Source organism: Bacillus luti, from assembly GCF_009739945.1.
GTDB classification, from domain to species: Bacteria; Bacillota; Bacilli; order Bacillales; family Bacillaceae_G; genus Bacillus_A; species Bacillus_A luti.
Genome location: NZ_CP040336.1, coordinates 3,163,520 through 3,187,813, shown reverse-complemented (window position 1 = coordinate 3,187,813; position 24,294 = coordinate 3,163,520). Strand labels below are relative to the sequence as shown.

28 protein-coding genes are annotated in these 24,294 nt (G+C 34.8%); 20 read left to right on the top strand and 8 right to left on the bottom strand.

The features are described 5' to 3' along the window. Positions 1-27: 27 nt before the first annotated feature. On the bottom strand, positions 28-1,068 hold the full coding sequence (locus EUC40_RS16260) for a YkvI family membrane protein (RefSeq protein ID WP_071712547.1): 1,041 nt from the start codon (positions 1,066-1,068) through the stop codon (positions 28-30). A 241-nt stretch (positions 1,069-1,309) separates the two neighbouring features. Here EUC40_RS16260 and EUC40_RS16255 point away from each other — a divergent pair, with 241 nt between their 5' ends. The 3 genes from EUC40_RS16255 (at position 1,310) to EUC40_RS16245 (ending at position 3,521) form a co-directional block, all read left to right on the top strand. Next, positions 1,310-1,753: a Dps family protein gene (locus EUC40_RS16255; protein ID WP_000105199.1), complete on the top strand. Its 444-nt coding sequence runs from the start codon at positions 1,310-1,312 to the stop codon at positions 1,751-1,753. 110 nt (positions 1,754-1,863) lie between these two features. Further along, entirely contained in the window at positions 1,864-2,319 is a 456-nt protein-coding gene (locus EUC40_RS16250; RefSeq protein ID WP_071712548.1) for a DUF3939 domain-containing protein, read from the top strand. A gap of 257 nt (positions 2,320-2,576) precedes the next feature. Next, positions 2,577-3,521, top strand: coding sequence for an alpha/beta hydrolase (locus EUC40_RS16245; RefSeq protein ID WP_156575990.1), 945 nt, complete (start codon positions 2,577-2,579; stop codon positions 3,519-3,521). Positions 3,522-3,566: 45 nt separating this feature from the next. Here the strand turns inward: EUC40_RS16245 and EUC40_RS16240 are convergent, their stop codons facing one another. Together EUC40_RS16240 and EUC40_RS16235 are read right to left on the bottom strand one after the other, a co-directional pair. Beyond that, positions 3,567-4,568 carry an LLM class flavin-dependent oxidoreductase gene (locus tag EUC40_RS16240; RefSeq protein WP_156575989.1) on the bottom strand — a complete coding sequence of 334 codons (1,002 nt, stop codon included), beginning with the start codon at positions 4,566-4,568 and terminating at the stop codon, positions 3,567-3,569. A gap of 104 nt (positions 4,569-4,672) precedes the next feature. Further along, positions 4,673-4,864: a DUF3896 family protein gene (locus tag EUC40_RS16235; protein ID WP_156575988.1), complete on the bottom strand. Its 192-nt coding sequence runs from the start codon at positions 4,862-4,864 to the stop codon at positions 4,673-4,675. 177 nt (positions 4,865-5,041) lie between these two features. Here EUC40_RS16235 and EUC40_RS16230 point away from each other — a divergent pair, with 177 nt between their 5' ends. After that, a complete protein-coding gene (locus EUC40_RS16230) occupies positions 5,042-6,514 on the top strand; it encodes a flavin monoamine oxidase family protein (protein ID WP_156575987.1) in 1,473 nt (490 codons plus the stop codon). 75 nt (positions 6,515-6,589) lie between these two features. Beyond that, positions 6,590-7,174, top strand: a complete 585-nt coding sequence (locus EUC40_RS16225; RefSeq protein ID WP_071712553.1) for a GNAT family N-acetyltransferase — start codon at positions 6,590-6,592, stop codon at positions 7,172-7,174. Positions 7,175-7,197: 23 nt separating this feature from the next. Here EUC40_RS16225 and EUC40_RS16220 read toward each other — a convergent pair whose 3' ends face one another. Further along, positions 7,198-8,100 carry an aldo/keto reductase gene (locus tag EUC40_RS16220; protein ID WP_149175515.1) on the bottom strand — a complete coding sequence of 301 codons (903 nt, stop codon included), beginning with the start codon at positions 8,098-8,100 and terminating at the stop codon, positions 7,198-7,200. A gap of 164 nt (positions 8,101-8,264) precedes the next feature. Between EUC40_RS16220 and EUC40_RS16215 the strand changes: the two genes are divergently transcribed. The 3 genes from EUC40_RS16215 to EUC40_RS16205 all read left to right on the top strand — a co-directional run bounded on the left by EUC40_RS16215 (position 8,265) and on the right by EUC40_RS16205 (position 10,609). After that, positions 8,265-9,215: a CobW family GTP-binding protein gene (locus tag EUC40_RS16215; protein ID WP_063222785.1), complete on the top strand. Its 951-nt coding sequence runs from the start codon at positions 8,265-8,267 to the stop codon at positions 9,213-9,215. Positions 9,216-9,319: 104 nt separating this feature from the next. Then, a complete protein-coding gene (locus EUC40_RS16210) occupies positions 9,320-9,844 on the top strand; it encodes a PadR family transcriptional regulator (protein WP_151628074.1) in 525 nt (174 codons plus the stop codon). 18 nt (positions 9,845-9,862) lie between these two features. Next, complete coding sequence (locus EUC40_RS16205) at positions 9,863-10,609, top strand: VOC family protein (protein WP_156575986.1); 747 nt, start codon at positions 9,863-9,865, stop codon at positions 10,607-10,609. Positions 10,610-10,623: 14 nt separating this feature from the next. Here EUC40_RS16205 and EUC40_RS16200 read toward each other — a convergent pair whose 3' ends face one another. Next, positions 10,624-11,094: a GNAT family N-acetyltransferase gene (locus EUC40_RS16200; RefSeq protein ID WP_071712555.1), complete on the bottom strand. Its 471-nt coding sequence runs from the start codon at positions 11,092-11,094 to the stop codon at positions 10,624-10,626. 135 nt (positions 11,095-11,229) lie between these two features. Beyond that, positions 11,230-12,180 (bottom strand): metal ABC transporter substrate-binding protein, encoded by a 951-nt coding sequence (locus tag EUC40_RS16195; protein ID WP_156575985.1) that lies wholly within the window; start codon positions 12,178-12,180, stop codon positions 11,230-11,232. 267 nt (positions 12,181-12,447) lie between these two features. On the opposite strand from EUC40_RS16195, the gene EUC40_RS27010 reads away from it, so the two are divergent. Then, positions 12,448-12,597: a hypothetical protein gene (locus EUC40_RS27010; RefSeq protein WP_000540562.1), complete on the top strand. Its 150-nt coding sequence runs from the start codon at positions 12,448-12,450 to the stop codon at positions 12,595-12,597. 116 nt (positions 12,598-12,713) lie between these two features. After that, on the top strand, positions 12,714-13,373 hold the full coding sequence (locus EUC40_RS16190; protein WP_001042755.1) for an oxidoreductase: 660 nt from the start codon (positions 12,714-12,716) through the stop codon (positions 13,371-13,373). A gap of 29 nt (positions 13,374-13,402) precedes the next feature. Here the strand turns inward: EUC40_RS16190 and namA are convergent, their stop codons facing one another. Next, the gene (gene namA / locus EUC40_RS16185) at positions 13,403-14,440 is read right to left on the bottom strand and encodes an NADPH dehydrogenase NamA (RefSeq protein ID WP_156575984.1); all 1,038 of its coding nucleotides are present in this window, start codon (positions 14,438-14,440) and stop codon (positions 13,403-13,405) included. A gap of 133 nt (positions 14,441-14,573) precedes the next feature. Here namA and EUC40_RS16180 point away from each other — a divergent pair, with 133 nt between their 5' ends. The 6 genes from EUC40_RS16180 (at position 14,574) to EUC40_RS16155 (ending at position 19,444) form a co-directional block, all read left to right on the top strand. Next, positions 14,574-15,026, top strand: a complete 453-nt coding sequence (locus EUC40_RS16180; protein ID WP_071712558.1) for a methylated-DNA--[protein]-cysteine S-methyltransferase — start codon at positions 14,574-14,576, stop codon at positions 15,024-15,026. 25 nt (positions 15,027-15,051) lie between these two features. Further along, entirely contained in the window at positions 15,052-16,032 is a 981-nt protein-coding gene (locus tag EUC40_RS16175) for a DUF2628 domain-containing protein (RefSeq protein WP_156575983.1), read from the top strand. A gap of 89 nt (positions 16,033-16,121) precedes the next feature. Beyond that, entirely contained in the window at positions 16,122-17,783 is a 1,662-nt protein-coding gene (locus tag EUC40_RS16170) for a peptide ABC transporter substrate-binding protein (RefSeq protein WP_156575982.1), read from the top strand. Positions 17,784-17,841: 58 nt separating this feature from the next. After that, positions 17,842-18,258: a FosBx1 family fosfomycin resistance bacillithiol transferase gene (gene fosB, locus EUC40_RS16165; RefSeq protein WP_156575981.1), complete on the top strand. Its 417-nt coding sequence runs from the start codon at positions 17,842-17,844 to the stop codon at positions 18,256-18,258. Between the two features lie 15 nt (positions 18,259-18,273). Next, complete coding sequence (locus EUC40_RS16160) at positions 18,274-18,819, top strand: short-chain dehydrogenase (RefSeq protein ID WP_156575980.1); 546 nt, start codon at positions 18,274-18,276, stop codon at positions 18,817-18,819. Positions 18,820-18,832: 13 nt separating this feature from the next. Next, complete coding sequence (locus EUC40_RS16155; protein WP_156575979.1) at positions 18,833-19,444, top strand: phosphoserine phosphatase 1; 612 nt, start codon at positions 18,833-18,835, stop codon at positions 19,442-19,444. Between the two features lie 44 nt (positions 19,445-19,488). On the opposite strand, the gene exsB is transcribed toward EUC40_RS16155, so the two are convergent. After that, positions 19,489-20,067 carry an exosporium protein ExsB gene (gene exsB / locus EUC40_RS16150; protein ID WP_156575978.1) on the bottom strand — a complete coding sequence of 193 codons (579 nt, stop codon included), beginning with the start codon at positions 20,065-20,067 and terminating at the stop codon, positions 19,489-19,491. 181 nt (positions 20,068-20,248) lie between these two features. Between exsB and cotH the strand changes: the two genes are divergently transcribed. From cotH to EUC40_RS16130, 4 genes are all read left to right on the top strand, one after another. Beyond that, entirely contained in the window at positions 20,249-21,325 is a 1,077-nt protein-coding gene (gene cotH, locus EUC40_RS16145; protein WP_156575977.1) for a spore coat protein CotH, read from the top strand. Between the two features lie 104 nt (positions 21,326-21,429). Further along, a complete protein-coding gene (locus tag EUC40_RS16140) occupies positions 21,430-22,047 on the top strand; it encodes an NUDIX hydrolase N-terminal domain-containing protein (protein ID WP_000153593.1) in 618 nt (205 codons plus the stop codon). Between the two features lie 105 nt (positions 22,048-22,152). Continuing rightward, complete coding sequence (gene uptA / locus EUC40_RS16135; RefSeq protein WP_000881208.1) at positions 22,153-22,755, top strand: undecaprenyl phosphate transporter UptA; 603 nt, start codon at positions 22,153-22,155, stop codon at positions 22,753-22,755. Between the two features lie 102 nt (positions 22,756-22,857). Beyond that, on the top strand, positions 22,858-24,237 hold the full coding sequence (locus tag EUC40_RS16130; RefSeq protein WP_156575976.1) for a putative polysaccharide biosynthesis protein: 1,380 nt from the start codon (positions 22,858-22,860) through the stop codon (positions 24,235-24,237). The last annotated feature ends 57 nt before the right edge of the window (positions 24,238-24,294 follow it).

Genomic DNA, 24,294 nt, shown 5'->3' with positions numbered 1-24,294 from the left:
AAAGCAGCCAAGTTATTGGCTGCTTTTTTATGTTTTTTGAATTTGTTTAAAAGCAATGATCGGAAGTAAGATGATGCTTACCCATCCGATTATAGGATATAGAATATGGAGTAACTCACTGTAGCCAACGTAACTAAAGCAATAACTTATTAGTAAAATGAAGAAAATAATATTGTTACTTTTCCAACCGGTGATGGATTGCATTTGTTTTGTCATTCCGAACACATTGCCAACTAAAGTTGTGAACACTTCACCGAAAATGATAAGAACAAAGAAAAAGTGAAAAGTTGCATTGAATTTTCTTATGACTTCAGCCATTGGAATGTTATATTGATAAAATTGGTCGACTGATAAGATAGCTAAATGGCTACATAATAATATTAAAGAAAGTCCTGCCCCGCCTAAAATACCGCCCCATAAAATGGCCTTTCGATCTTTTACTTCACTGGCTAACGGGACGAGAACGCTTTGGGCGAGAGAAAGATTTAAGGCGACATATGTAATAGGACTAGTTATCCATTTCATATTCCAGCTTTCTGCAGGAATAGTGTTACTAATAGGAGTTGTACCGTGAAAAAACGTTGTAATAGCAAGTCCGATAATGAAAATCATCATAATAGGTACGACAAGTGTATTTACTTCAAAAACTCCTTGTAATCCGCGGCTACCTATGATGAGACAGGCGATAACTGTAATGAAAATACCGAGTTGTCTTGGTAACCGAAGTTGCTCTTCAAATACCGCTCCAGCTCCTGATAGCATGACACTCGTTACACCAAATAATACAAGTAGTAATAATGTATTTACAACATTTCCGAATACATCCCCAAATAAATATTTGTTAAATTCTTGCGCTGAAAATGCACCGATTTGTGATGAGAGTAACATCATCTTCGTACCGAGCCAAATAAAAAAAAATCCACTTATACATATACCAATTGTTCCGTATAATCCGTTCACTGTAAAAAATTCAACAATTTCTCGTCCAGTAGCAAATCCAGCTCCAACGACTGTTCCAATATAAGTAGCAGCGACTTTCTTTGCTACTTGCCATTGTTGATTGTCCATGTTATCCCTCTTTCTACTACGATGAGCTTGATTTACTATTATGCATATGTATGAGCTTGGACAATTAGACGTATGAACTGTTAGAAAACATACATGAATTAAAAGATATTAGGGAAGTATTAAAGGTGTTAAAACTTTGTTACATATGAGCCAATCGTTCGAAAGGATAGGAAATGTATGGTAAAATGTAACTAAGTTATTAAAAGATAAACATTATGAAATGATAAGAGGAGTGGATTGTATGAGTACGAAAACAAATGTTGTTGAAGTATTAAACAAGCAGGTAGCAAACTGGAATGTGTTATATGTGAAACTACATAATTATCACTGGTATGTGACAGGACCACACTTCTTTACATTACATGAAAAATTTGAAGAGTTTTATAATGAAGCCGGAACATATATTGATGAGTTAGCAGAACGTATTTTAGCGTTAGAAGGTAAACCGTTAGCGACAATGAAAGAATATCTTGCTACATCTAGTGTCAGCGAAGGGACAAGCAAAGAATCAGCAGAAGAAATGGTGCAAACATTAGTGAATGATTACTCTGCACTTATTCAAGAATTAAAAGAAGGTATGGAAGTTGCTGGTGAAGCAGGTGATGAAACATCAGCCGATATGCTATTAGCAATTCATACGACATTAGAACAACATGTGTGGATGCTAAGTGCGTTCTTAAAATAAAGATAAATATATAAAGAAAAAAACCATTGGAAAATTCTTTTAATGGTTTTTTCTTTTATGATTTTTCAGTTTTCTTTTATGCTATAATATAGTAAAAAGGAGGCGATGCAATGTTTCGTTTTTTTAGAACTGGAAAAGAAGAGCGGGAAATTACGAAAGATGAATTAGAACAAGCGATGGCTAAATTTCTTGAAACGAATGCTAATATCGTTTATACAGTATTAGTAAATGATGATTATACAGTAAACTATGATTTGTTAAAGCCGTATTTACCTGTATTTCCAACCAATGTTTTTCTTATTACGAAGGAAACGCTTGAGGTATTTGAACATACAGCAGAAAATTTAAACCTAGTTAAAGAAATTGATATCGTGCAAAAGGCGGTAGATCAATACGTAACAGAAAAAGAAATGTTCCCAATTGTTGAAGATAGCGAAGATCGCCTCATATGCGGAGTTAAACTAGGACCTTATTTAAATCGTATATTAAAAAGTGACTTATATATTTCAGAAAAACATTATTTAGTTTCAAGTAAGCCAGATAAGAAAAAAAAGAATAGTGGGTAGACGTGATGAGAACAACAATACTATTATTGTTGTCTTTTTTTGTTTGTTAAAATATTGATTTTTCAGTCTATTAAACTTTATACTATAACTAGTGGATAGGAAGGAGTGGTGTATTATGCGTATACATACATTAAATATCATTCTGAAAATCAGGTATTATTAAGTTGAATTATAGAATTTAATTACTTATACCGTGATCCTAGAATGATAGGAAGAGTAGGAAACAATTATTATAAAAGGTTACGGGGGAATTTGTAATGAAAAATAGTATGACTTATATTCAATTATTAAATGAAACGTTACGTTGCTATGCAAATGAAGGAAGTTTTGAAGCGTACAATTATATAATGGAACATGCTACAGGAGTAATAGGGAATGAAGCGCAAATATATAATTTTAAATATGCGCTCGCAAGTGCAGCAGGATTAGAAAAAGAAGCATTACATTTAATGAGAGAGGCCATTATAGAAAATGGGTTTTGGTATGAAAATGAGTATTTAATTTCCGATGATGATTTAAAACCACTACATAAATTTGAAGAATTTCATACAATGGTTCAATTATGTAAAGAAAGAGAAGAATTAGCAAAGAGAACGGAACGAGCAGACGTGAAATATATAGACAGCAAGAAAAAGGGAAGTCTATTCGTTGCAATGCACGGTGATCAAGAAAATATAGGAATAATAGAACCATATTGGAAATCTGTTTTGACACAAGATTATACGTTAGCTTTACCACAGTCTTCGCAAATTCAGTTTTCAGATGGATATGTTTGGGATGATATAGAAAGAGGAAGAGAAGAGTTAAAAGGACTATATGATAAGGTTATGGTAAGTAATACTTTTAAAAATCGTATTATTGGTGGATTTTCTGCTGGGGCAAGAGTAGCGTTACATTCCATGTTAAAAGGCGAAATAGAAGTAAACGGTTTTATTTTTATGGCACCGTGGCTCCCGGAAATTGAAGAATGGGAAGAACTGTTAGGAATATTACATAATAAGGGCACAAAAGGATATATAATATGTGGCGATCAAGATGAAGACTGTTTGGAAGGAACAGAGCGATTTGTACAGTTATTAAGAGATAAAAATATAGAACATAAGTATAAGGTTGTACCTAAATTAAATCATGATTATCCTACTAACTTTGATGAGTTATTAAAAGAAGCTATTGAATATCTAGGAAGTGAAAACAATAAGTAGTAAGAGAAGGAGATGCATCATGTGTGATGCATCTCTTTTTTTAAATTATAAATTAAAAGCATTTGCTAGTAAGCGATAAGATTGTAACTTATGTTCAAATTGATGAGTAATCGTGACAATCATAAATTCGTCAGTATTGTACGCTTTACTTAAATTTACTATTTGTTCTTTCACAGAAGATGGATCACCCACGATCATACGTTGGCGATTCTCTTTAATACGGAATAAATCATAAGCACTGTATGAATAATTTTGAGCAGCCTCGATAGAAGGTGTACCAGTCGTTCGTTTTCCTTGCTCTAGTAATAAGATGGATAAATCTAAACTAGAAGCAATTCTTTCTGCTTCTTCATTTGTTTCTCCGCAAATAACAAAAATAGCGACGATTGATTTTGGTTTATCTCCTAAATAGGAAGGTTGGAATTGTTCTTGGTAAGCCCTCATAACTTCAGGACCTCCGAATCCATTAATAAATTGCGCGAATGCAAAAGAAGCGCCATTATTTGCGGCAATTTTAGCACTTTCTCCGCTAGAACCGAGCATCCACATTTCAGGAGATGTTGGAATAACTGGAGTAGCCTTTAAATTTGCATAATGATGGTTTTCTGGTACTTGATCATGTAAGTACATTGCAACATCTGCAATTTGCTCTGGATATTGATCAAGTGAGACCATTTTCCCTTCTTGAAGTGCGCGAGTTGCTATAGGCATACCACCAGGTGCTCTACCAACACCAAGGTCGATACGGTTTGGATAAAGCGCTTCTAAAACGCGGAAATTCTCAGCAACTTTATATGGGCTATAGTGTGGCAACATAACACCACCCGAACCAACTCTCATACCATTCGTTTTCGCTGCAATATGAGAAATAAGTATTTCAGGACTTGAACCAGCAAGGCTTACAGAATTGTGATGCTCAGATACCCAAAATCGTGTATATCCGAGTTTTTCAACTTCTTGTGCAAGTGTAACAGTATGTGAAAAAGCTTGGGCTGCTGTGCTACCATCTGAAATAGGTGATTGGTCTAACGCACTTAATTTGATCATAGAATATACCTCTCAATCTTAATGTACATCCTATTATATATTTACTTACGAAAAATGCGTAATGAAATGCTCAAAATGAAACGCGGATAATACTATATATGCTTTTAATGAGAAAATCCCCTTTCATAATGATTCATTTCGACTAGGTCCAAAATATATTCATAGTTGTCAATTTCACGTTTGATATGTTCATGTTCTTTGTCACATAGTTTCCTATCACTAAGTTTTTTATTTAGGTTTTGTTTCTTTAATTCTAAATATTTTTTTGTAGCGTGATAATCATAAGTATGTTTCATTTTCAACCACTCCTTCGTTACAGTTGCTATATTATACGAAGCGTTAAGAAATGTGAGATATATCCTTTATGTACCTTTCGTGAATATTCCAATTGCTACAGTGTTATGTTTATGGAAATTTATGAATAAAATGCACTAAACCACTAATGTTCATTTTGTGAAGTAAGGGGTGGAATTGTGCAGAAAGATATAATGTATAACATTGAGATGGATGCAACGTTACAAGTTATAGATAAAGGTTTGAAAAAGACGACAATTCCGAAACGTATTATTGTAGTAGGGGCCGGTATGGCTGGATTAGTTTCGGCATCTTTATTAAAAGCGGCAGGACATGAAGTGAAGATTTTTGAAGCAAACAACCGGGTAGGTGGCCGTATAGAGACCGTTAGAATGGAAGATACCGGATTATATTTAGATGTTGGAGCGATGAGAATTCCGTATTCGCACACTTTAACGATGGCATATATAAAAAAGTTTGGGCTACAGGTGAGCCCTTTTATTAATAGAAATGAGACTGATATCATTTACGTAAATGGTCGAAAAACGACATTAAAACAATATGAAAAAGATCCAAGTATTTTAAGGTATCCTGTGGAAATGAATGAAGTCGGAAAAACGTCTGAGGAACTATTATTGTTAGCGGTACAGCCCATTATAAATTTTATAAAAAAGAACCCAGAGAAAAATTGGGATGTTGTAGTAAAGGATTTTGGGAGATACTCTACAGGACAATTTTTAAAGTATCATCCTTATCAATATAATACTCACTTTTCGCCAGTAACAATTGAGATGATTGGTGTTCTATTAGATTTGGAAGGATTTTTAGAACGGTCATTCGTAGAGACGTTACGTTTTTTATACATTATGCAAGAGGAGAGCGGATTTTGTGAAATAGTAGGCGGGAATGATAAATTACCAAAGTCTTTTTTACCACAATTAGAAGAAAATCTTATATATAATCAAAAATTAATGAAGTTACATCAACATGATGATGGTGTGACAGCTTTCTATCGGAACGAGGAAACTTTTGAATATAGTAGTATTACAGGAGATTTAGTAATCGTTACCATTCCGTTTTCGACAATGCGTTTTGTAGAAGTAGATCCATTTGATTCTATATCTCATGAGAAATGGAAAGCAATTCGTGAATTGCACTATATGCCTGCGACGAAAATAGGAATTCAATTTAAAAGTCGATTTTGGGAAGAACAAGGGCAATTAGGCGGCAGAATAATAACAGATTTGCCAATTCGCTACTCCTATTATCCAAGTTATGGAATTGGAAATGAAGGACCCGCTATGATGTTAGGGAGCTATACATGGTCTTATGATGCTTTGTTATGGGATGGGTTATCAAAAGGGGATCGTATTTATTACGCATTACAAAACTTAGCTACGATATTAGGCGGTCAAGTATATGATGAGTTCTTATCTGGAATATCAAAAAGTTGGACGTTGGATCCATATGCGCTTGGGGGTTTTGCGTTATTTCAGGCAGGTCAAGAATCTGAGTTACAACCAGCGATTATAAAACCAGAGGGGAGATTATACTTTGCCGGAGATCATACAACGTTATATCATGGATGGATACAAGGGGCAATCGAATCTGGTGTTCGTGTAGCGGTGGAGGTGAATGAATTAAAAGTGTAAAATTCGGAAAATTCTTTACTGTATACCTTGAGATAGATATTATTATATATAAAAGAATTATAGGGAGTGTTTACAGTGAATCCGTTATTATTCGATTTTTCTTCTGAATTTTATACTGAAAGACTATTCATTCGAATGCCGAAACCAGGTGACGGTAAAGTTGTATATGATGCAATTCAAGCTTCTATGAAAGAATTAAAACCTTGGATGGTGTTTGCACAAAAAGAGCAAACAGAAGAAGAAATAGAAGAGAGTATTAGAAAATCGCATATTCAATTTTTACAGCGTGAAGATTTGAGATTACTAGTATTTTCGAAAGAAACAGGTGAATTTATTGCTTCTAGCGGATTACATCGTATTAATTGGGATATACCTCAATTTGAAATCGGGTATTGGATTGATTCAAGGTTTAGTGGAAAGGGCTATATGGTAGAGGCTGCGAAAGGTATAACGGATTACGCGTTCTCTGAACTGAAAGCAAACCGAGTAGAAATTCGTTGTGATTCTCTAAATAAGAAGAGTAGAGCCATACCAGAGAAATTAGGATTTAAGTTAGAAGGTATTTTAGAAAGTGCGAGTGTTGCGGTCGATGGAAATGGATTAAGGGATATGTGTGTATTTGCAATGACGAGAAATACATATGAAAAAGAAGAGCTGTAAGAAAGCAGCTCTTCTTTTTTATATTATGGTACAGGATGCCCGTTAGAGCTTTCGAAAATTGTAAACCATTGTTGACGATCTAAGTTAACTTTTGTAGCAAGAGCGGCTGTTTTTACACGATCTAATTTACCAGAGCCAACGATTGGCATCATATTAGCTGGATGAGCGAGTAACCATGCGTACATAACAGTATCGATGCTATTAACACCTAGCTCAGTAGCAACTTTTTGAACAGTTTCACGTACACGTACAGCGCGTTCTGATTGACCAGTAAAAATTTCACCACCTGCAAGTGGTGACCAAATCATTGGGTTGATTCGTTTCTCCTGACATAAATCAATTGTCCCTTTTTCAAAATGCTCAAGCTGCAGTGCAGATACTTCAATTTGATTCGTAATAAGCGGGAAATCTAAGTACGAACTTAGCATATTAAATTGAGAAGGTAAGAAGTTAGATACACCAAAATGACGAACTTTTCCTTCTTGCTTTAAGCGTGAGAATGCTTCCGCCACTTCATTTGGATCCATAAATGGATCAGGACGATGAATGAGCAGTACATCAATATAATCCGTATGTAAATTTTTAAGTGATGCTTCTGCACTTTGAATAATATGTTCTGCACTAGTGTTGTAGTGAGCAACATATCGCTCCGGAAATTTTGGTGATGGGGGAGCGATTCCACACTTTGTGATAATTTGCATGTTTTCACGTAAGGAAGGCTTTAATTGTAGCGCTTCTCCAAACAATCCTTCACACGTATATCCGCCGTAAATATCAGCATGATCGAAAGTGGTAATCCCCATATCCATACATTCTTCAATGAAAGAAAGTAATTCTTGTTTCGTCATATTCCATTCTGCTAAGCGCCAAAATCCTTGAATAATACGAGAAAATTCTAGCGTTTCGGCCATTTGAACTCGTTCCATTATAAGTACCCCCTTGATGAATGGTTATTTTTTGAAAAGGCTTTCTTACTACATATTATTATATAGTTAGAGGGGCGTACAAACAATAAATATGTTTTGCTACAAAAACGATTTTCTCTATATGCTATAATGTAGAAACATATAGCTATAAGGAGATGTAGGAAATGATTCCAGTAACAATATTAACTGGTTTTCTTGGATCAGGGAAAACGACATTATTAAATCGTATTTTATCAGAGAATCACGGCCAAAAATTAGCAGTGATCGTAAATGAAATCGGACAAATTGGTATTGATAATCAGTTGATTATGAATGTTGAAGAAGAAATTATGGAAATGACAAACGGCTGTTTGTGCTGTACTGTACGTGAGGATTTACTCGTTGCTTTAAAACAATTACTGGACGTAAAAGCAGAAGGTAAAATGGATTTTGATGGTTTAGTAATTGAAACGACTGGCCTTGCAAATCCAGGGCCGATTATACAAACATTCTTTTTAGATCCAGTCATTCAATCTGCATATCAAATTAACGGTGTTGTAACAGTAGTAGATAGTTATCATATACATAAACATTTTGAAAAAGGGCTAGAAGCAAAGGAACAAATTGCATTTGCTGATGTCGTTTTAGTAAATAAATTAGATTTAGTGAATGAAAGTGAAAAGGAAAATCTATTGCAGGAACTGCAAGGTATTAACCCAACTGCAAAGTTAATCGAGGCCACTAACTGTGATGTAGATATTCCATCGTTACTACAAATTCAAACGTTTAAAACGAAAGATACGTTACAAATTTATCCTCATACAGAACATAACCATCTAGAAGGTGTAAAATCGTTTGTATTACGTGAAGAGCGCCCGTTAGATTTACAAAAATTAAATGAGTGGATGTCAGCTGTCGTTCAAGAGCTAGGGGAGTATTTATATCGTTATAAAGGAATTTTATCTATCGATGGAGTAGATAAACGTATCGTTTTCCAAGGTGTGCATACATTGTTTGCTGCATCATACGATAGAGAGTGGCAAGAGGGCGAAGAACGAGTAAGTGAAGTCGTGTTTATCGGAAAAGATATTAATAAAGAATGGTTCCAAGAACATTTTGAGGAGTGTGTGAAATAAGCCTGCGTATATTGCAGGCTTTTTTGTTTACTAAAATTGGAATTTATATTAAGATATTCTGAAAATACTAAACGTTTAGTATTTTTGGAGTAGGGGGAGAAAAAGTGCGTTTAATGATTCTTGGATTGCTTACTAAAAAGGAGTCGCTATCTGGTTATGAAATACAGCAGGCGCTATATATGGTGCAAAGTAGTAAATGGGCAGAGGTGTTCCCGGCTTCTATTTATCACGCGTTAAAAAAAATGACAAATGAGGAATTAATTCAAGTAAAAGCAATTGAAATGACTGGTAGACGTTCAAAAACGATATATTGTATTACAGAAAAGGGAAGTCAAGAATTTAAAAGACTATTAAAGGAGTCGTTTCAAAAGTCATCAGTTGTGTTTCCGAAACATTTATATACAGCATTAACTTTCCTTTCAGAAGAAGAGGGTATGAGAGAAGAGATTTTAGAAGCTTTAGATGAACAGAAAAGAGAAATATTAGCTACTTATGAAGAAATGAGGGAAGGAGAAAGACTGAAAGATCATGCACCAGAGTATGTGAAACTTATTTTCGAAAATATGTATGAACAATGTGAGATGCAACTTCGATTTATTCATAAATTAGAAAAGCTATTACAAAAATAAAAATATGGTGGGAAGAATATGAAAATTGATCATCTTGTTGTAAATGTAAATAAAGAGATACAAGAAAACAAGGAAATGATTAAAAACGTACATTCTATCGGACTTCCATATGTTCCGAAATGGGGAAAGGGAACGAAAGGCTTCAAAGTATCTAACGTATGGATTGGAAAGGAATATTTAGAATTAGTAAGAGTAAAAACAAAAGATGGTGGTGGCTGGGTACAAGAGTGGGTTCAGAAATATTATGCCGGTCATCGAGGGTTAATCGGACTAGCGATTGATGTTGAAAATATAGATAAAGTGTATGAAAAAATGATAGAAGGTGGAATTGAAATTACAAAACCAGAACCATTACAATATAAGTGGTTTTTTAATTTGTTTAAGAAAACTATGCCGTGGAAAAATGCATACATACAGCCTATGAAGGGGATGCCGTTTCAATTCTTTCTACAACAAATGGATGATCAAAAGAGCAGAGAATATATGGAGAAATATATGTATCCCAATAGTGTGGAACAGGGCATTTCAGGAATAATTGCGGTAAAGCTATATGGAGAAATAACAAAAGAAGATAGAGAAATAATTAGTTGTCTATTTTCAGATGTTACAAATGAGGGAGATGAAATAATAATCCATTTAAACAATCAAGTAATTCATTTAATTCAATCGAATGAGCATTTTACGGAGGTAATACTAGATTGTAAAAGCGAAGTAAATAGGGAGAAGAAATTAAATATAGAAAATGTGACATTGATAAATAAATAATAACAAGCCTGTTTTCACAGGCTTGTATGTTCATCTAAAAGTAACTCCATTACAACACCTACAACTGGGCCTTCATCATCAATATCCCCGTTTAAACGGAAACCAAATGATTCGTATAGTCCCATTGCGAGTTTGTTGTCTGGATGTAAACTTAAATAAATTATATTACATTCAAATTTATCTTGTAAGAATTGAAGGAGTATGCGAAGGAAACGTTTTGCGTATCTTTTTCCTTGATATTGTTGGTCAATCATAAAGCGGTCTAACCACACACTTTTACGCTTTTCCCAATACCATCCGTACATTGCATATCCTACAAGTGTTTCTCCATCATATAAACCTATTGACGTTCCGTTTCCTTCATATAATGATTCTGCTAAAGAAAACGCATTACTTTCAATAAATTGCTGCTGGTCTTTTGCGACGTTTAAAGCAGCTACTGAACGCCAATTTTTTGCTGTTACTTCACAAATGTGAAGAGTCATAATTCCAACTCACCTTCTAAATTAATATAGCTCAAAAGCTAATATGGATAATTTTACTTGTTATTTTGGTCAAGTCAAGCAGAAGCGCATAAAAAAGAAGCTGAATGTCATATTCAGCTTCTTATCAAAAGTTGATTAGTTAGTAGCTTCTTTCAATGTATTTACGTTTTCTTCCATTAAAGTGAAGTAATCTTTATTATTTTTCGCATCGTCTTCAGAAATAGTAGCTAAGTGATTTAAGCGTAAAATCTTTGTACCTGTTTCTTTTTGAATAACGGATGCTACTTTTGGAGTAGAGAATGTTTCAAATAAAATATATTTTAAGTTATGTTCTTTTGCTGTTTTTGTAATATCAGCAAGTTGCTTTTGAGATGGTTCATCAGAAGCTGAGATTCCAGCGATAGGAATTTGCTTCAGGCCATAACGTTGTTCCCAGTACCCATATGCAGCATGAGAAACTAAAATTTCTTTCGTTTTTGCATTTGCTACAGCAGCTTTAAATTGATCGTCTAAATCAGTAAATTTTGTTTGAAGTGCTGCGAAGTTTTTTTCGAACTCTTGTTTATGGTCAGGTTGTAATTCTACAAGTGCATTTTTAATTTTTTCTGCCTGTTTCATTGCTAGAGTAGGGTCTAACCAAATGTGTGGGTCTTTATCGTGATGATGTTCATCCTCTTTGTGGCCATCTCCATGATCATGATGCTCTTCTTCAGTAGAAGTACGCAGTTCAATACCTTTTGATGCATTTACAATTTTAACATTTTCTTTTTGTAATGCTTTTTCCATTTTTTCAGCAAATGGCTCTAATTCAGCGCCGTTATAAACGAATAAATCGGATTTTGCAACTTGTACTGTTTGTTTTTGACTTGGCTCAAATGTATGAGAATCTGCACCAGGTGGATAAATTGCTTCAACATTTACATAGTCGCCACCAATTTTTTTTGCGAAATCAGCAAGAGGGAAGATGGTTGTATAAACAGTTAGCTTTCCATCTTTCTTGGCAGTACTTTCTTTTTTATTTGAGCAACCAGTAAACATTAAAGTGAAAATAAGTAAGAATGAAAATATAGTCAATCTCTTAGGCATGAAGTTCTCCTCTTTTCTTTTATACGGATATATTTTCCCCAATTATAGAAGAAAAATATCATTTTAATACAAAACGGAATAATTACGTTTTAGTTTGCGAACTTAGTATAATACATCTTTAATAAAGTTGCAATAAATAATAATCATTCCGATTTGATTTTGTTATAAAGTTGTCAAATATATATGTATTATTTTTGCTAATGCATGCATATGTGACAACGCTGCGTTCATATATTTGAAAGGAGGGCGTGGAGGGGGGATGAGTGTTTGGGATATATAATGGAAGCTATATTATTAATATTAGCAGTAGTATTTCCATTAGCTTTAGTTTTAATTTTTTTAAGAAGATTAATAAGTAATTTAGGGAATGCATCAACAATAACGAAATTGCCAGAGAAAGATGAGAAAAATGAGTAAGTAAAGCACTATGCGTACGCATAGTGCTTTACTTATGGTAAAATGGAAGAACGGAAACTCCTGTTAGTGGCGATTAGCTATAGGAGAGAATAGTAAATAAAGAGGTATACACATATATGAATAAACGAACAGCGTTAGTACTTGGTGCAAGTGGCTTAGTTGGACAAGAGATAACGCGTCTATTACTTGAATCAGATTACTACGATTCGGTTACTATTTTTGTAAGAGAAACAATGCAATGGCAGCATGAAAAGTTACAGCAAAAGCAAGTAGATTTTTCTGTATTAGAGGAATATAAAGAGTTTTTTGCTGTAGATGATGTTTTTAGTTGCCTAGGAACGACAATAAAAAAAGCAAAAACAAAGGCGAATTTCAAAAAAGTAGATTATGAATATACGTTACGAGCAGCTTGTCTAGCTGAAAAACAAGGGGTTCAAAATTTCCTTGTTGTGTCTTCTATGGGAGCAAATCCTAAATCGTTTTTCTTTTATTCACAAGTGAAAGGCAAAATGGAAGAGGAACTGCAAAAATTAGTGATCGGTGGTATTCACATTTTTAGGCCATCATTATTAGTAGGGAATCGACAAGAATTTCGTTTTGGTGAACGAATGGCTGAAAAGTTATCTCGTATTATTCCTTTTATCTTTAAAGGGGCTTTCAAAAAGTATAAACCAATTTCAGCTAAAGATGTGGCGAAAGGGATGTATATAACCGCACTGCGAGAAGAATCGGGTATTCATACGTATAACTCAAATGAAATTACATCGATAAAATAAATGAAACCGAGAAGAATGACTTCTCGGTTTTATTTATTCGTACTGATTTTCCCTGGAGCTCGCTCGTATTGATACGGTTCTTGTAATTCAAAACCAAGTTCATTTGCTGCTATTCTTGGGAAGTATGGATTGCGAAGTAACTCACGTCCGATAAAAATTAAATCTGCCTCGCTATTATTTAAAATTTGCTCCGCCTGTGCCCCGGTCGTAATCAATCCAACTGCACCTGTTGCAATGTTAGCATGCTCCTTAATATGTTTAGCATATTGTACTTGATATCCCGGATACACATCAATGCGTGCTGGTACAACAGCGCCAGAACTACAATCGATTAAATCTACCCCTTGTTCTTTCATCCACTGTGTATACTGAATGTAATCTTGAACCGTTAACCCTTCAGGATGATAATCATTTGCTGAAATACGTACAAATAACGGGCCACTCCATACTTCATTTATTGAGTCAATGATTTCACGCAAGAAACGATAGCGATTTTCAGATGAACCTCCATATTCATCAGTCCGCTTATTGGAAAGTGGAGAAAGAAATTCATTAATAAGATAACCGTGAGCGCCGTGTAGTTCAATAACATCAAAACCTGCTTGTTTTGAACGCAGTGCAGCCTTTCGAAAAGCTAATACGGTGTCTTTAATTTGCTGTATACTCATTTCTACTGGTATTTTCATTGCGTCATTAAACGGAATTGCTGATGGAGCGAAAGCATCCGTCTCTAATTCAGCTTTTCTTCCGGCGTGAGCGAGTTGGATGGCTGCTTTTGCACCATTATCATGTATAAATGTTGTCGTTTTATGTAAGCCTTCAATTAGGCTATCATCCCATATGCCTAAGTCTTTGTTAGAAATTCGTCCTTCTGGTAATACAGCTGTTGCTTCAATCATCACTAAACCGACTTGACCGGCAGCCCTGGTTCCATAATGAACGAGATGAAAATTAGTTACTTGGCCATTCTCATTTTCTGAAGAATACATGCACATAGGTGACATGACGATACGATTTTTTACTGTAACATCTTTAATTGTATAGGGTGAAAAAAGTTTGGAATGCATCAAATAGCCTCCTTGATTGAATTTTCTTATATTTTACCATTCCCTTTTTCGTTTCTCTAATAAAACGCCTATACGAAAAATTTTGTCTATTCGTGTTACAATGACTAATATGAAATGAATGGGAGGATGACATATGTATCAGGCTTATTATGATAGTGAATTAGGTTTGTTGGAAGTTACAGCAAATGAAGAAGGAATTATGTCTGTTATATTTGTTGATGAACGACAAGAAGAAAATAAAAATGAAATGATAGTTCAATGTATAAATGAGTTGGATGAGTATTTTAAAGGGAAAAGAAAAGAGTTTACGGTCCCACTGTCTGCTAAGGGAACACCATTTCAAAAAAATGTATGGGATGCGCTCTATACTATTCCTTATGGCGTAAGCGCTTCATATTTAGATATTGCAGAGAAAGTTGGAAATACGAAAGCTGTACGAGCGATAGGAGGAGCAAATAGTCGTAATCCGATATCAATAATCGTTCCGTGTCATCGTGTAATAGGGAAGAGCGGGAAACTTGTTGGGTATGCGGGTGGTTTATGGAGGAAAGAGTGGTTATTAAAACACGAAGGTATTTTGAAATGACGTATGGATGGGAAGAGGGATTGTTTTGGAATGTATAAATTGTGGGCAACCTTGCGCGGATGATCAGTTAAATTGTGCAAGTTGTCAGCGTAACTTGCATAATGAACAAGATGAGGGAAACTTGCTAATAGATAAAGAATTAGAAGTATATGTAGGGGGACAGTACCCGTATTATAAAAGAAAATGGGAGCTTGAAAATAAGCGGATTGCTAGGTGGAGCTGGAATGGTTGGGCTGCTATTTTCAGTGTAGGTTGGCTTGGGTATCGTAAGCATTATGTACCTGCTGCTTTGTTTTTACTGTTATTAGTAGCATGTGATGCATTTTCATATTATATGGGGTTTAATGTAGCATTGCCAATCGTTAATATGGTACCTCTTACATTTTTATTACTCATATTTATTCTATTTGGGATGGGGATTTTTGCGAATGGATTCTATTATCAATTTGCAGAAAGGCGTATATATAGAATAAAAGCACGGGGAATTAAAGATGAATCGGTTGAAAAATATCTTATTCGTGATAGTGGCGGCACAAGTAAAATGGGAGCGACAATCGTTACTATGTTAGCAGTTGCTACTATTTTCTTTAGCCATTTCTTTTTTCCAACTGATCGAGATATTATTCAAAAGGTTCGTACAAACTCGCTTTATGAATATCCGTTCTTTTCAATTGGTGAATCATTTGAAAATTATTTTCAAAAACCAGAGTGGATATATTACCGCGGGACGGAAGGGCTAGAATTAGTAGAATTCCAAGGGTATAGCCCTGGGATGCCAAAACAGCAGGTGATAATTCAATTTGTTGTTGATTATAAATTAGGTGAAGTTGAGCCATACTCACTTTCGATTAATGGCGAATCTAAAAATGAAGAAGAGTTTTTGAAGATGATGGACGATATATTTAAGGTTCAAAACCCATTTGACATTGAGGATGGATTACAAGTACATGTTATACAAAAAAGCGGGCGGAAATTGATTTCTGACCGCTTTTTTATTTTTCATTAAAATAAATATTTAAAATAATCAGAATCTTTTGTATAATGATATATATTATACGGGCTTTAACTTATACATATAGATTGGGGGAAGGAAGAATGAAGAAAAAGACAACAACAATTGCTGCACTTGCGTTATCGACTAGTGTTTTGGTTGCAGGATGTGGGACTGGGGAGAAGGCTTCGACAACGAAGAAAGAACCAAATAAGGGAGTGGCAGATAAGCAAGTATTAAATCTGCTAGAATCAGCTGAAATTCCTTCAATGGATACATCTAAATCGACAGATTCTGTATCCTTCCGTGTATTTGTAAATGCAATGGAAGGTTTATATCGTTTAGATAAAGATAATAAACCAACGCCAGGTATGGCAAAAGATGTGAAGATTAGTGAAGATAAAAAGACATATACATTTGAATTACGTGATGCAAAGTGGTCAAATGGTGATCCAGTCCGAGCGCAAGATTTCGTATATGCTTGGCAACGTACATTAGATAAAGCGACAGCTGCAGAATATGCATTCATTTTATTTGATGTGAAAAATGCACAGAAAGTAAACAAAGGGGAATTACCGTCAGATCAATTAGGTGTTAAAGCGAAGGATGATAAAACGTTGGTAGTAGAATTAGAGCAACCGGCACCTTATTTCCTTGAACTTACGTCCTTCCCTACATTTTTCCCATTAAATGAAAAGTATGTAAAAGAACAAGGGGATAAATACGGATTAGAAGCAGATAAATTATTATACAATGGTCCATTTACAATGAGTGAATGGAAACATGAACAAAGTTACCAGTTAAAGAAAAACCCAAATTATTGGGATAAAGAGGCTGTAAAGTTACAAGAAATTAATGTTAGTATCGTGAAGGAAACGAGCACTGGAGTGAATTTATATGACAGTGATCAAGCAGACCGTGTTATTTTAAGTTCTGAGTTTGTTGATAAATATAAAAAGAATAAGCCAGATGAATTTAAAACGAAATTAGACCCGCGTATGTATTTCTTACGCTTTAATCAAAAAAATGCAACATTTAAAAACCAAAAAGTTCGTGAAGCAATTGATTTAGCATACGATAAAAAAGGGATTGCTGATGTTATTTTAAATGACGGTTCATTACCAGCATATTTCCTAGTACCTGAGAAATTTACGACAGGACCGGATGGAAAAGACTTCCGCACTGTAAATAAAAACTTCCGTGATAGTAAAGATAATGCAGCGAAGGCAAAAAAAATATGGGAAGAAGCGAAGAAAGAACTTGGTCAAGATACAATTACAGTAGAGTTACTAAATGATGATAACGGTAGTCGTAAAAAAGTGGGCGACTTTATTAAAGCAGAACTTGAGAAAAACTTACCTGGTATTAAAGTGAATTTGAAACAACAACCGTATAAGCAGAAATTAGATTTAGAAAAGAAATTTGAATATGAATTCTCATTATCTGCATGGAGTCCAGATTATCCAGATCCAATGACTTATATTGATATGTTCGTGACTGGAAGCTCATTTAATGAAATGGATTATTCAAATCCGAAGTATGATGATTTAGTAGCGAAATCTAAAGGAGAACTATTAAAAGATGACGCAGCACGCTGGAAAGCACTTGCGGAAGCTGAAAAAATCTTAATTGGTCAAGATGCTGCTATTTCTCCTGCGTACCAACAAAGTACAGCGTATTTAGAGAAACCTTACGTAAAAGGTATTGCGAATCATACGTTTGGTGGGGACTTCAGTTATAAATGGGCATATATTACAAAAAAATAGTATAATAAAAGGTGAGTGAATTTTCGCTCATCTTTTATTTGTATAGGAGGAAGTCCAGTTGTTAAAGGGAATCAATCATCTATGTTTTTCAGTATCTAATTTAGAAAAATCTATTATGTTTTACGAAAAAGTACTAGAAGGAGAATTATTAGTTAAAGGGAGAAAACTAGCGTATTTCAACATATGTGGAGTATGGATAGCGCTTAATGAAGAGGCGCATATTCCGAGAGATGAGATTCGCCAATCTTATACACACATTGCATTCTCTGTTGAAAAAGAAAACTTAGAAAGCCTATTGCAGCGGCTAGAAGAAAATAATGTTCATATTTTACAAGGAAGAGAACGAGCTGTAAGAGATTGTGAGTCTATATATTTTGTTGATCCTGATGGTCATAAGTTTGAGTTTCATTCAGGGACGTTACAAGAACGTCTAAATTATTATAAGGATGAGAAATCTCATATGACGTTTTATTAAGGGAGGAGAGAGCATTTGCATGCGCTTGTAATTGGTGGAACAGGGATGTTAAAGAAAGTATCTATGTGGCTTTGTGATCAAGGGTTCCATGTTTCTATTATTGGACGAGATGAAGTGAAGTTAGAAAATGTTAAGCGAGCGAGTTCGGCACCTAAAAGTATTACATGCCTTTCGCTAGATTATCATGATGATGACGATGTGAAGGTAGCTATTAAAGATACAATTGAGAAAAATGGTCCAATAACAGTAGTTGTCGCATGGGTACACTCGAGTGCAAAGCATGCTCTATCAAACATCTGTAAAGAACTAGATTTGTCGTCTGAAACATATAGTTTATTTCATATTTTAGGCAGTAAAGCATCGCGTATGGCCGCATCACAAATAGGTGGTACACAATGTAGTTATCACAGAATTATATTAGGTTTTATTTTAGAAGATACATATGGAAGATGGCTTACCAATGAAGAGATAGCGGATGGGGTTATAAAAGGGATTGAAAGTAAACGAGCGGAATGGATTGTAGGGAGAGTAGAACCGTGGGAATTACGACCAAAATGGTGAGGGGGAATAAGAAATGAAAACAACGGTATATGTAACAAGGCATGGTGAAACGGAATGGAATGTAGCGAAGCGCATGCAAGGAAGGCAAAATTCAGCATTAACCGAAAAGGGTATGTTACAGGCGAAACAATTAGGGGATCGAATGAAAGATTTATCGATTCATGCGATCTATAGTAGTCCGAGTGAAAGAACCCTACATACTGCAGAGTTAATAAAGGGTGAACGTGAAATACCGATAATCGCGGATGAGCATTTCTATGAAATTAACATGGGTATTTGGGAGGGACAGACAATTGATGATATAGAAAGACAATACCCAGACGACATACAGTTATTTTGGTATGAGCCACATCTTTTTCAGTCAACATCAGGAGAAAATTTTGAGGCTGTTCATAAAAGGGTAATTGAGGGGATTCAGCTTCTATTAGAAAAGCATAAAGGAGAAAGTATATTAATTGTCTCCCATGCGGCAGCGGCAAAACTACTTGTAGGACATTTTGCGGGTATTGAAATAGAAAGTGTATGGGATGATCCATTTATGCATAGTGCTAGTCTAAGTATAATAGAATTTGAAGAAGGAAAAGGTGAAGTGAAGCAATTTGCAGATATAAGTCATTTTCAATAAACGTAAAAAAGGCCGCAAAACGGCCTTTTTTGTAGGCATAAAAACTAGCAATTACGTTTTTTGTACCAGAAGTGATCGAATTTCTTGTTTTTGCAAGATGGGAATTTATGTCCGCCTTTGCAATCATTCCACTTATGCCCGTCATCGTGACAGTCTCTACCATGATCGCATGAATCATCGCAAGAGTGACCGTTTCTATGCGGGAAGAATTCGCACTTTTTACAGAAACTTCGTTTTGTCCAGAAAAATTTCTTTTCAAAGCGTATGCATTTTGTAACGAACGTACAATGTTTCCTACGTGTCACTTTCGTAACTAAAACGCATTCTTTTCTACGCGTTACTTTCGTAACAAACGTCCATTTTTGAACGCGTACACGAGTACATTTTGTAACAAATGTCCATTTTTTTACATGCGTACATTTTGTAACGAACGTACAATGTTTCACGCGAGTACATCTTGTTCTTGGGCATTTACCCCCAGTTGTACATTTACATCCAGTTGTACATCGGTGATGAGAGAATTTATCATCATCGCACTCAAAAGCACTTGGATCTTGATGTAAAAAATCCTCCATCCCAGCACTTTTGATTTCTTCAACCGCTTTTCTAATATCACGTTTCATAGAAATCCTCCTTATCATGTATTAAATTGAAAAGGTATTCTTTTTCCTTAACAGGATATGTACGTGGGTATCTTTCTGAACAGGACAAGAGTGTAATTTTATATAAATAGATGATAGCGGATGTATGGACAAGACAAGGCGCATACATTGAATGAAGAGAACTGAGAAGGGATGAGAAAACATGCTACCTTCATATGATTTTTTTATTCATCCAATGTACTTAGTGGAATTGAAAAAAGACATTTGGTCAGACAGTCCAGTGCCAGCAAAATTAACTTATGGAAAAAAGAAGTATGATATTGATATCGTATATCGGGGTGCTCATATTCGTGAATTTGAGAAAAAGTCTTATCATGTTATGTTTTATAAGCCGAAAAAATTTCAAGGGGCGAAAGAGTTTCATTTGAATTCTGAGTTTATGGATCCGTCTCTCATACGAAATAAATTATCTCTAGATTTTTTTCGTGATATTGGTGTACTTTCACCAAAGTCACAACATGTATTTGTAAAAATTAATGGTCAAATTCAAGGCGTATATTTGCAGCTAGAATCAGTTGATGAAAACTTTTTGAAAAATAGAGGGTTACCGAGTGGTTCTATTTATTATGCGATAGATGATGATGCGAATTTTTCTTTAATGAGTGAGAGAGATAAAGATGTTAAGACAGAGCTTTTTGCGGGTTATGAATTTAAATATTCAAATAAAAACAGTGAGGAACAACTGAGTGAATTTGTATTTCAAGCGAATACATTGACGAGGGAAGCTTATGAAAAAGAAATAGGGAAGTTTCTACATGTAGATAAATATTTACGGTGGTTAGCTGGAGTCATTTTTACGCAAAACTTTGATGGCTTTGTTCATAACTATGCATTATATCATAACGATGAAACAAATTTATTTGAAGTTATACCGTGGGATTATGATGCGACTTGGGGACGCGATGTACAAGGAAGACCACTTAATCATGAGTATATTCGCATTCAAGGGTATAATACGTTAAGTGCAAGGTTGTTAGACATACCTGTATTTAGAAAGCAGTACCGCAGTATTTTAGAAGAAATATTAGAAGAGCAATTTACAATTTCTTTTATGAGGCCGAAAGTAGAAGGATTGTGTGAATTGATTCGTCCGTATTTACTACAAGATCCATATATGAAAGAAAAAATAGAAACATTTGATCAAGAAGCTGAAATGATTTTTCAATATATAACCAAAAGAAGAAAGTATATACAAGAACATCTACATGAATTGGATTAATTTTGAAGAGATTGAAACATTATCAATCTCTTTTTTTGTATAATAAAGAGGTATCAATAAAAGGGAAATAGTATTTATTTGATAAAGAATGGGGTTGTGTAGAGATGACGATTAAATGGATTGATTGGGTAAAGCAAATACAATCTATAGCACAGGCTGGGTTAACGTATTCTAAGGATGTGTATGATATAGAGCGTTTCCAACAATTAAGAGATATTTCAACTTCTATGATGTCACATTACACAAAAACAGATTGGGAAGTTGTTGAGAAATTATTTGCAAGTGAGACAGGCTATCAAACACCTAAAGTTGATATAAGAGCGGTTATTTTTCAAAATGAAAAACTATTATTTGTGAAAGAAAAAAGTGATGGAAAATGGGCATTGCCAGGTGGATGGGCTGATGTCGGTTATACGCCGACAGAAGTAGCTGCGAAAGAAGTTCTAGAGGAAACAGGTTATGAAGTAGATGATTTTAAGCTATTTGCTATATTTGATAAAGAAAAACATCTACCATCGCCTTCAGCAACACATGTATATAAAATTTTTATTGGCTGTAAGATTATTGGTGGCGAAAAGAAAACTAGTATTGAAACAGAAGCTGTGGAGTTTTTTGGTGAGAATGAATTGCCTAATTTATCGATTGCTAGAAATACAGAAGAGCAAATTAAAGAAATGTTTGCCTACATGAAAGAGCCTCGGAAAGAAACATTAATAGATTAATAATGCTTATTCCCGATAATATTGTTGGAATGAAGATATTGGCAGAATGCAACCTTTATGTAATAATGGGATGGTATGTGAAGAAAAAAGGAGATAGAAAATAAAATGTTAGCAAGCATAATAGATCAGTTATTGCAATTTTTTGCAAGCTTAGGTTACTTTGGAGTAGCGCTAGCTTTAATGATTGAAATTATCCCGAGTGAAATTGTACTTTCGTATGCTGGCTTTTTAGTCGCGGATGGTAAAATTAGCTTTGTCGGTGCAGTTATTGCTGGAACAATCGGTGGTACTTTAGCTCAAATCTTTTTATATTGGCTTGGATACTATGGCGGACGTCCAGTTGTAGAGAAATATGGAAAATATCTACTTATTAATAAACATCATTTAGACATAGCAGAAAATTGGTTTAAGCGTTACGGAGCAGGAGTAATCTTTTCTGCACGCTTTATCCCAGTCGTACGTCATGCCATCTCTATTCCAGCAGGATTAGCTAAGATGCCATTAAAACTATTTACACTGTATACAGTAGTTGCGATTATTCCATGGTCAATACTATTTATATACTTAGGTGAAAAGCTAGGTGGAAATTGGCGACACATTAAAGAGTATGCATCTGATTACACACATTACATAATTATAGGAGCGGTTCTCTTTGTTGCTCTATACTTCGGTTTAAAGTATTTCAAAAAGAAAAAAGCAGCGCGTTAAAGTCAATGATTTTTCATTGGCTTTTTTTATTTGTTTCGGTTCGGTTCTAAAGAAAGGGAGTTGTCCATAATGTGTAATAATAAAGCGTAGCGGAGGAATGTGATGAAAGGGTCACCGTTTATACGTGGAACGATATTTTTAACGATGGCAACGATGATATCTAAAATGTTAGGATTTATATATGTAATACCATTTACAGCTATGGTCGGTACGAGTGGGTACGTTTTATACACATATGCATACCGTCCATATACGCTTATGCTCAGTATTGCAACGATGGGATTACCACTCGCTGTTTCAAAGATGGTATCAAAATACGATCAACTGAATGACTATCATACGGTTAAAAGAGTGCTGAAAAGTGGTATCGTATTTATGCTTTTAATGGGAGTTCTCTCATGTTTTACACTGTATTTGTTAGCACCACATTTAGCTGAACTGGTGATTGATGGAAATGATCAAACAGGGAATAGTGTAACGGCTGTAACTCATAACATTCAAATTGTAAGTTTTGCATTAATACTTGTACCAGTAATGAGCTTATTAAGGGGATTCTTTCAAGGGTTTCAATCGATGGGACCTTCTGCGCTCAGTGTAGTTGTAGAGCAATTTTTTCGAGTCTTAACCATTTTGATAGGAAGCTTTGTTGTTTTATATGTGTTAAAAGCCTCTGTTTCATTAGCAGTTGGTATTTCTACGTTTGGTGCATTTATGGGGGCTATAGGTGGATTAAGTGTATTAAGTGCGTATTATATGAAAAGAAGAAGGCATTTAAAGAAAAAAGAGATGGCAAGTATACCGCAAACAACGAAATCTTTTTTCTCGTTATATAAGGAGCTCTTTACATATTCAATACCGTTTGTTGTAGTTGGTTTAGCGATTCCGTTGTATCAGACGATTGATACATTTACAATTAATAAACTACTCATACAAATCGGATATATGCAAGGAGAAGCAGAAAAGATTAATGCGATCATCGGCTTAGTTCAAATGGTTGTGCTCATTCCAGTTTCTGTTGCGACAGCTTTTAGTATGTCTCTCGTACCAGAGATGACGAAAGCTTATACAGCGGGAAATACGAAGTTGTTGTACAAACATTTCACGCGGACGAATGTATTAGTAGTAGGGATTACGGTACCGGCGGCGATTGGGATGATGGTGTTAGCAAAGCCGGTATATACTCTTTTATTTGGTGCAGGAAATGATCCGGAGATGGGAAGGATTATCCTACAGTACTATGCTCCTGCTTGTATACTATTTTCTCTCTTCACCGTAACGGCTGCTATGTTACAAGGAATCAATCAACAACAGAAAACAGTGCTAGGATTAGGTATTGGACTTATTGTAAAAATAGTTTTAAATATTGTGCTGCTGCCACATTTTGATTATGTAAGTTTTATCATTTCAACATACGCTGGCTATACGATTTCAGTTGGCTGTAACTTGTGGATGCTTTCTAAATATGTTATAAAGGCAACATAAGCTTTTTAAGGCAGAGAACACTCTGTCTTTTTCTATGTTTATAAATTTTTTCTAATA

Coding starts and splice junctions, on each gene's coding strand:
- EUC40_RS16260 (WP_071712547.1), bottom strand. CDS start 1,068: ATGGACAATCAACAATGGCAAGTAGCAAAGAAAGTCGCTGCTACTTAT.
- EUC40_RS16255 (WP_000105199.1), top strand. CDS start 1,310: ATGAGTACGAAAACAAATGTTGTTGAAGTATTAAACAAGCAGGTAGCA.
- EUC40_RS16250 (WP_071712548.1), top strand. CDS start 1,864: ATGTTTCGTTTTTTTAGAACTGGAAAAGAAGAGCGGGAAATTACGAAA.
- EUC40_RS16245 (WP_156575990.1), top strand. CDS start 2,577: ATGAAAAATAGTATGACTTATATTCAATTATTAAATGAAACGTTACGT.
- EUC40_RS16240 (WP_156575989.1), bottom strand. CDS start 4,568: ATGATCAAATTAAGTGCGTTAGACCAATCACCTATTTCAGATGGTAGC.
- EUC40_RS16235 (WP_156575988.1), bottom strand. CDS start 4,864: ATGAAACATACTTATGATTATCACGCTACAAAAAAATATTTAGAATTA.
- EUC40_RS16220 (WP_149175515.1), bottom strand. CDS start 8,100: ATGGAACGAGTTCAAATGGCCGAAACGCTAGAATTTTCTCGTATTATT.
- EUC40_RS16215 (WP_063222785.1), top strand. CDS start 8,265: ATGATTCCAGTAACAATATTAACTGGTTTTCTTGGATCAGGGAAAACG.
- EUC40_RS16205 (WP_156575986.1), top strand. CDS start 9,863: ATGAAAATTGATCATCTTGTTGTAAATGTAAATAAAGAGATACAAGAA.
- EUC40_RS16200 (WP_071712555.1), bottom strand. CDS start 11,094: ATGACTCTTCACATTTGTGAAGTAACAGCAAAAAATTGGCGTTCAGTA.
- EUC40_RS16195 (WP_156575985.1), bottom strand. CDS start 12,180: ATGCCTAAGAGATTGACTATATTTTCATTCTTACTTATTTTCACTTTA.
- EUC40_RS16190 (WP_001042755.1), top strand. CDS start 12,714: ATGAATAAACGAACAGCGTTAGTACTTGGTGCAAGTGGCTTAGTTGGA.
- namA (WP_156575984.1), bottom strand. CDS start 14,440: ATGCATTCCAAACTTTTTTCACCCTATACAATTAAAGATGTTACAGTA.
- EUC40_RS16180 (WP_071712558.1), top strand. CDS start 14,574: ATGTATCAGGCTTATTATGATAGTGAATTAGGTTTGTTGGAAGTTACA.
- EUC40_RS16170 (WP_156575982.1), top strand. CDS start 16,122: ATGAAGAAAAAGACAACAACAATTGCTGCACTTGCGTTATCGACTAGT.
- EUC40_RS16155 (WP_156575979.1), top strand. CDS start 18,833: ATGAAAACAACGGTATATGTAACAAGGCATGGTGAAACGGAATGGAAT.
- exsB (WP_156575978.1), bottom strand. CDS start 20,067: ATGAAACGTGATATTAGAAAAGCGGTTGAAGAAATCAAAAGTGCTGGG.
- cotH (WP_156575977.1), top strand. CDS start 20,249: ATGCTACCTTCATATGATTTTTTTATTCATCCAATGTACTTAGTGGAA.
- EUC40_RS16140 (WP_000153593.1), top strand. CDS start 21,430: ATGACGATTAAATGGATTGATTGGGTAAAGCAAATACAATCTATAGCA.
- uptA (WP_000881208.1), top strand. CDS start 22,153: ATGTTAGCAAGCATAATAGATCAGTTATTGCAATTTTTTGCAAGCTTA.
- EUC40_RS16130 (WP_156575976.1), top strand. CDS start 22,858: ATGAAAGGGTCACCGTTTATACGTGGAACGATATTTTTAACGATGGCA.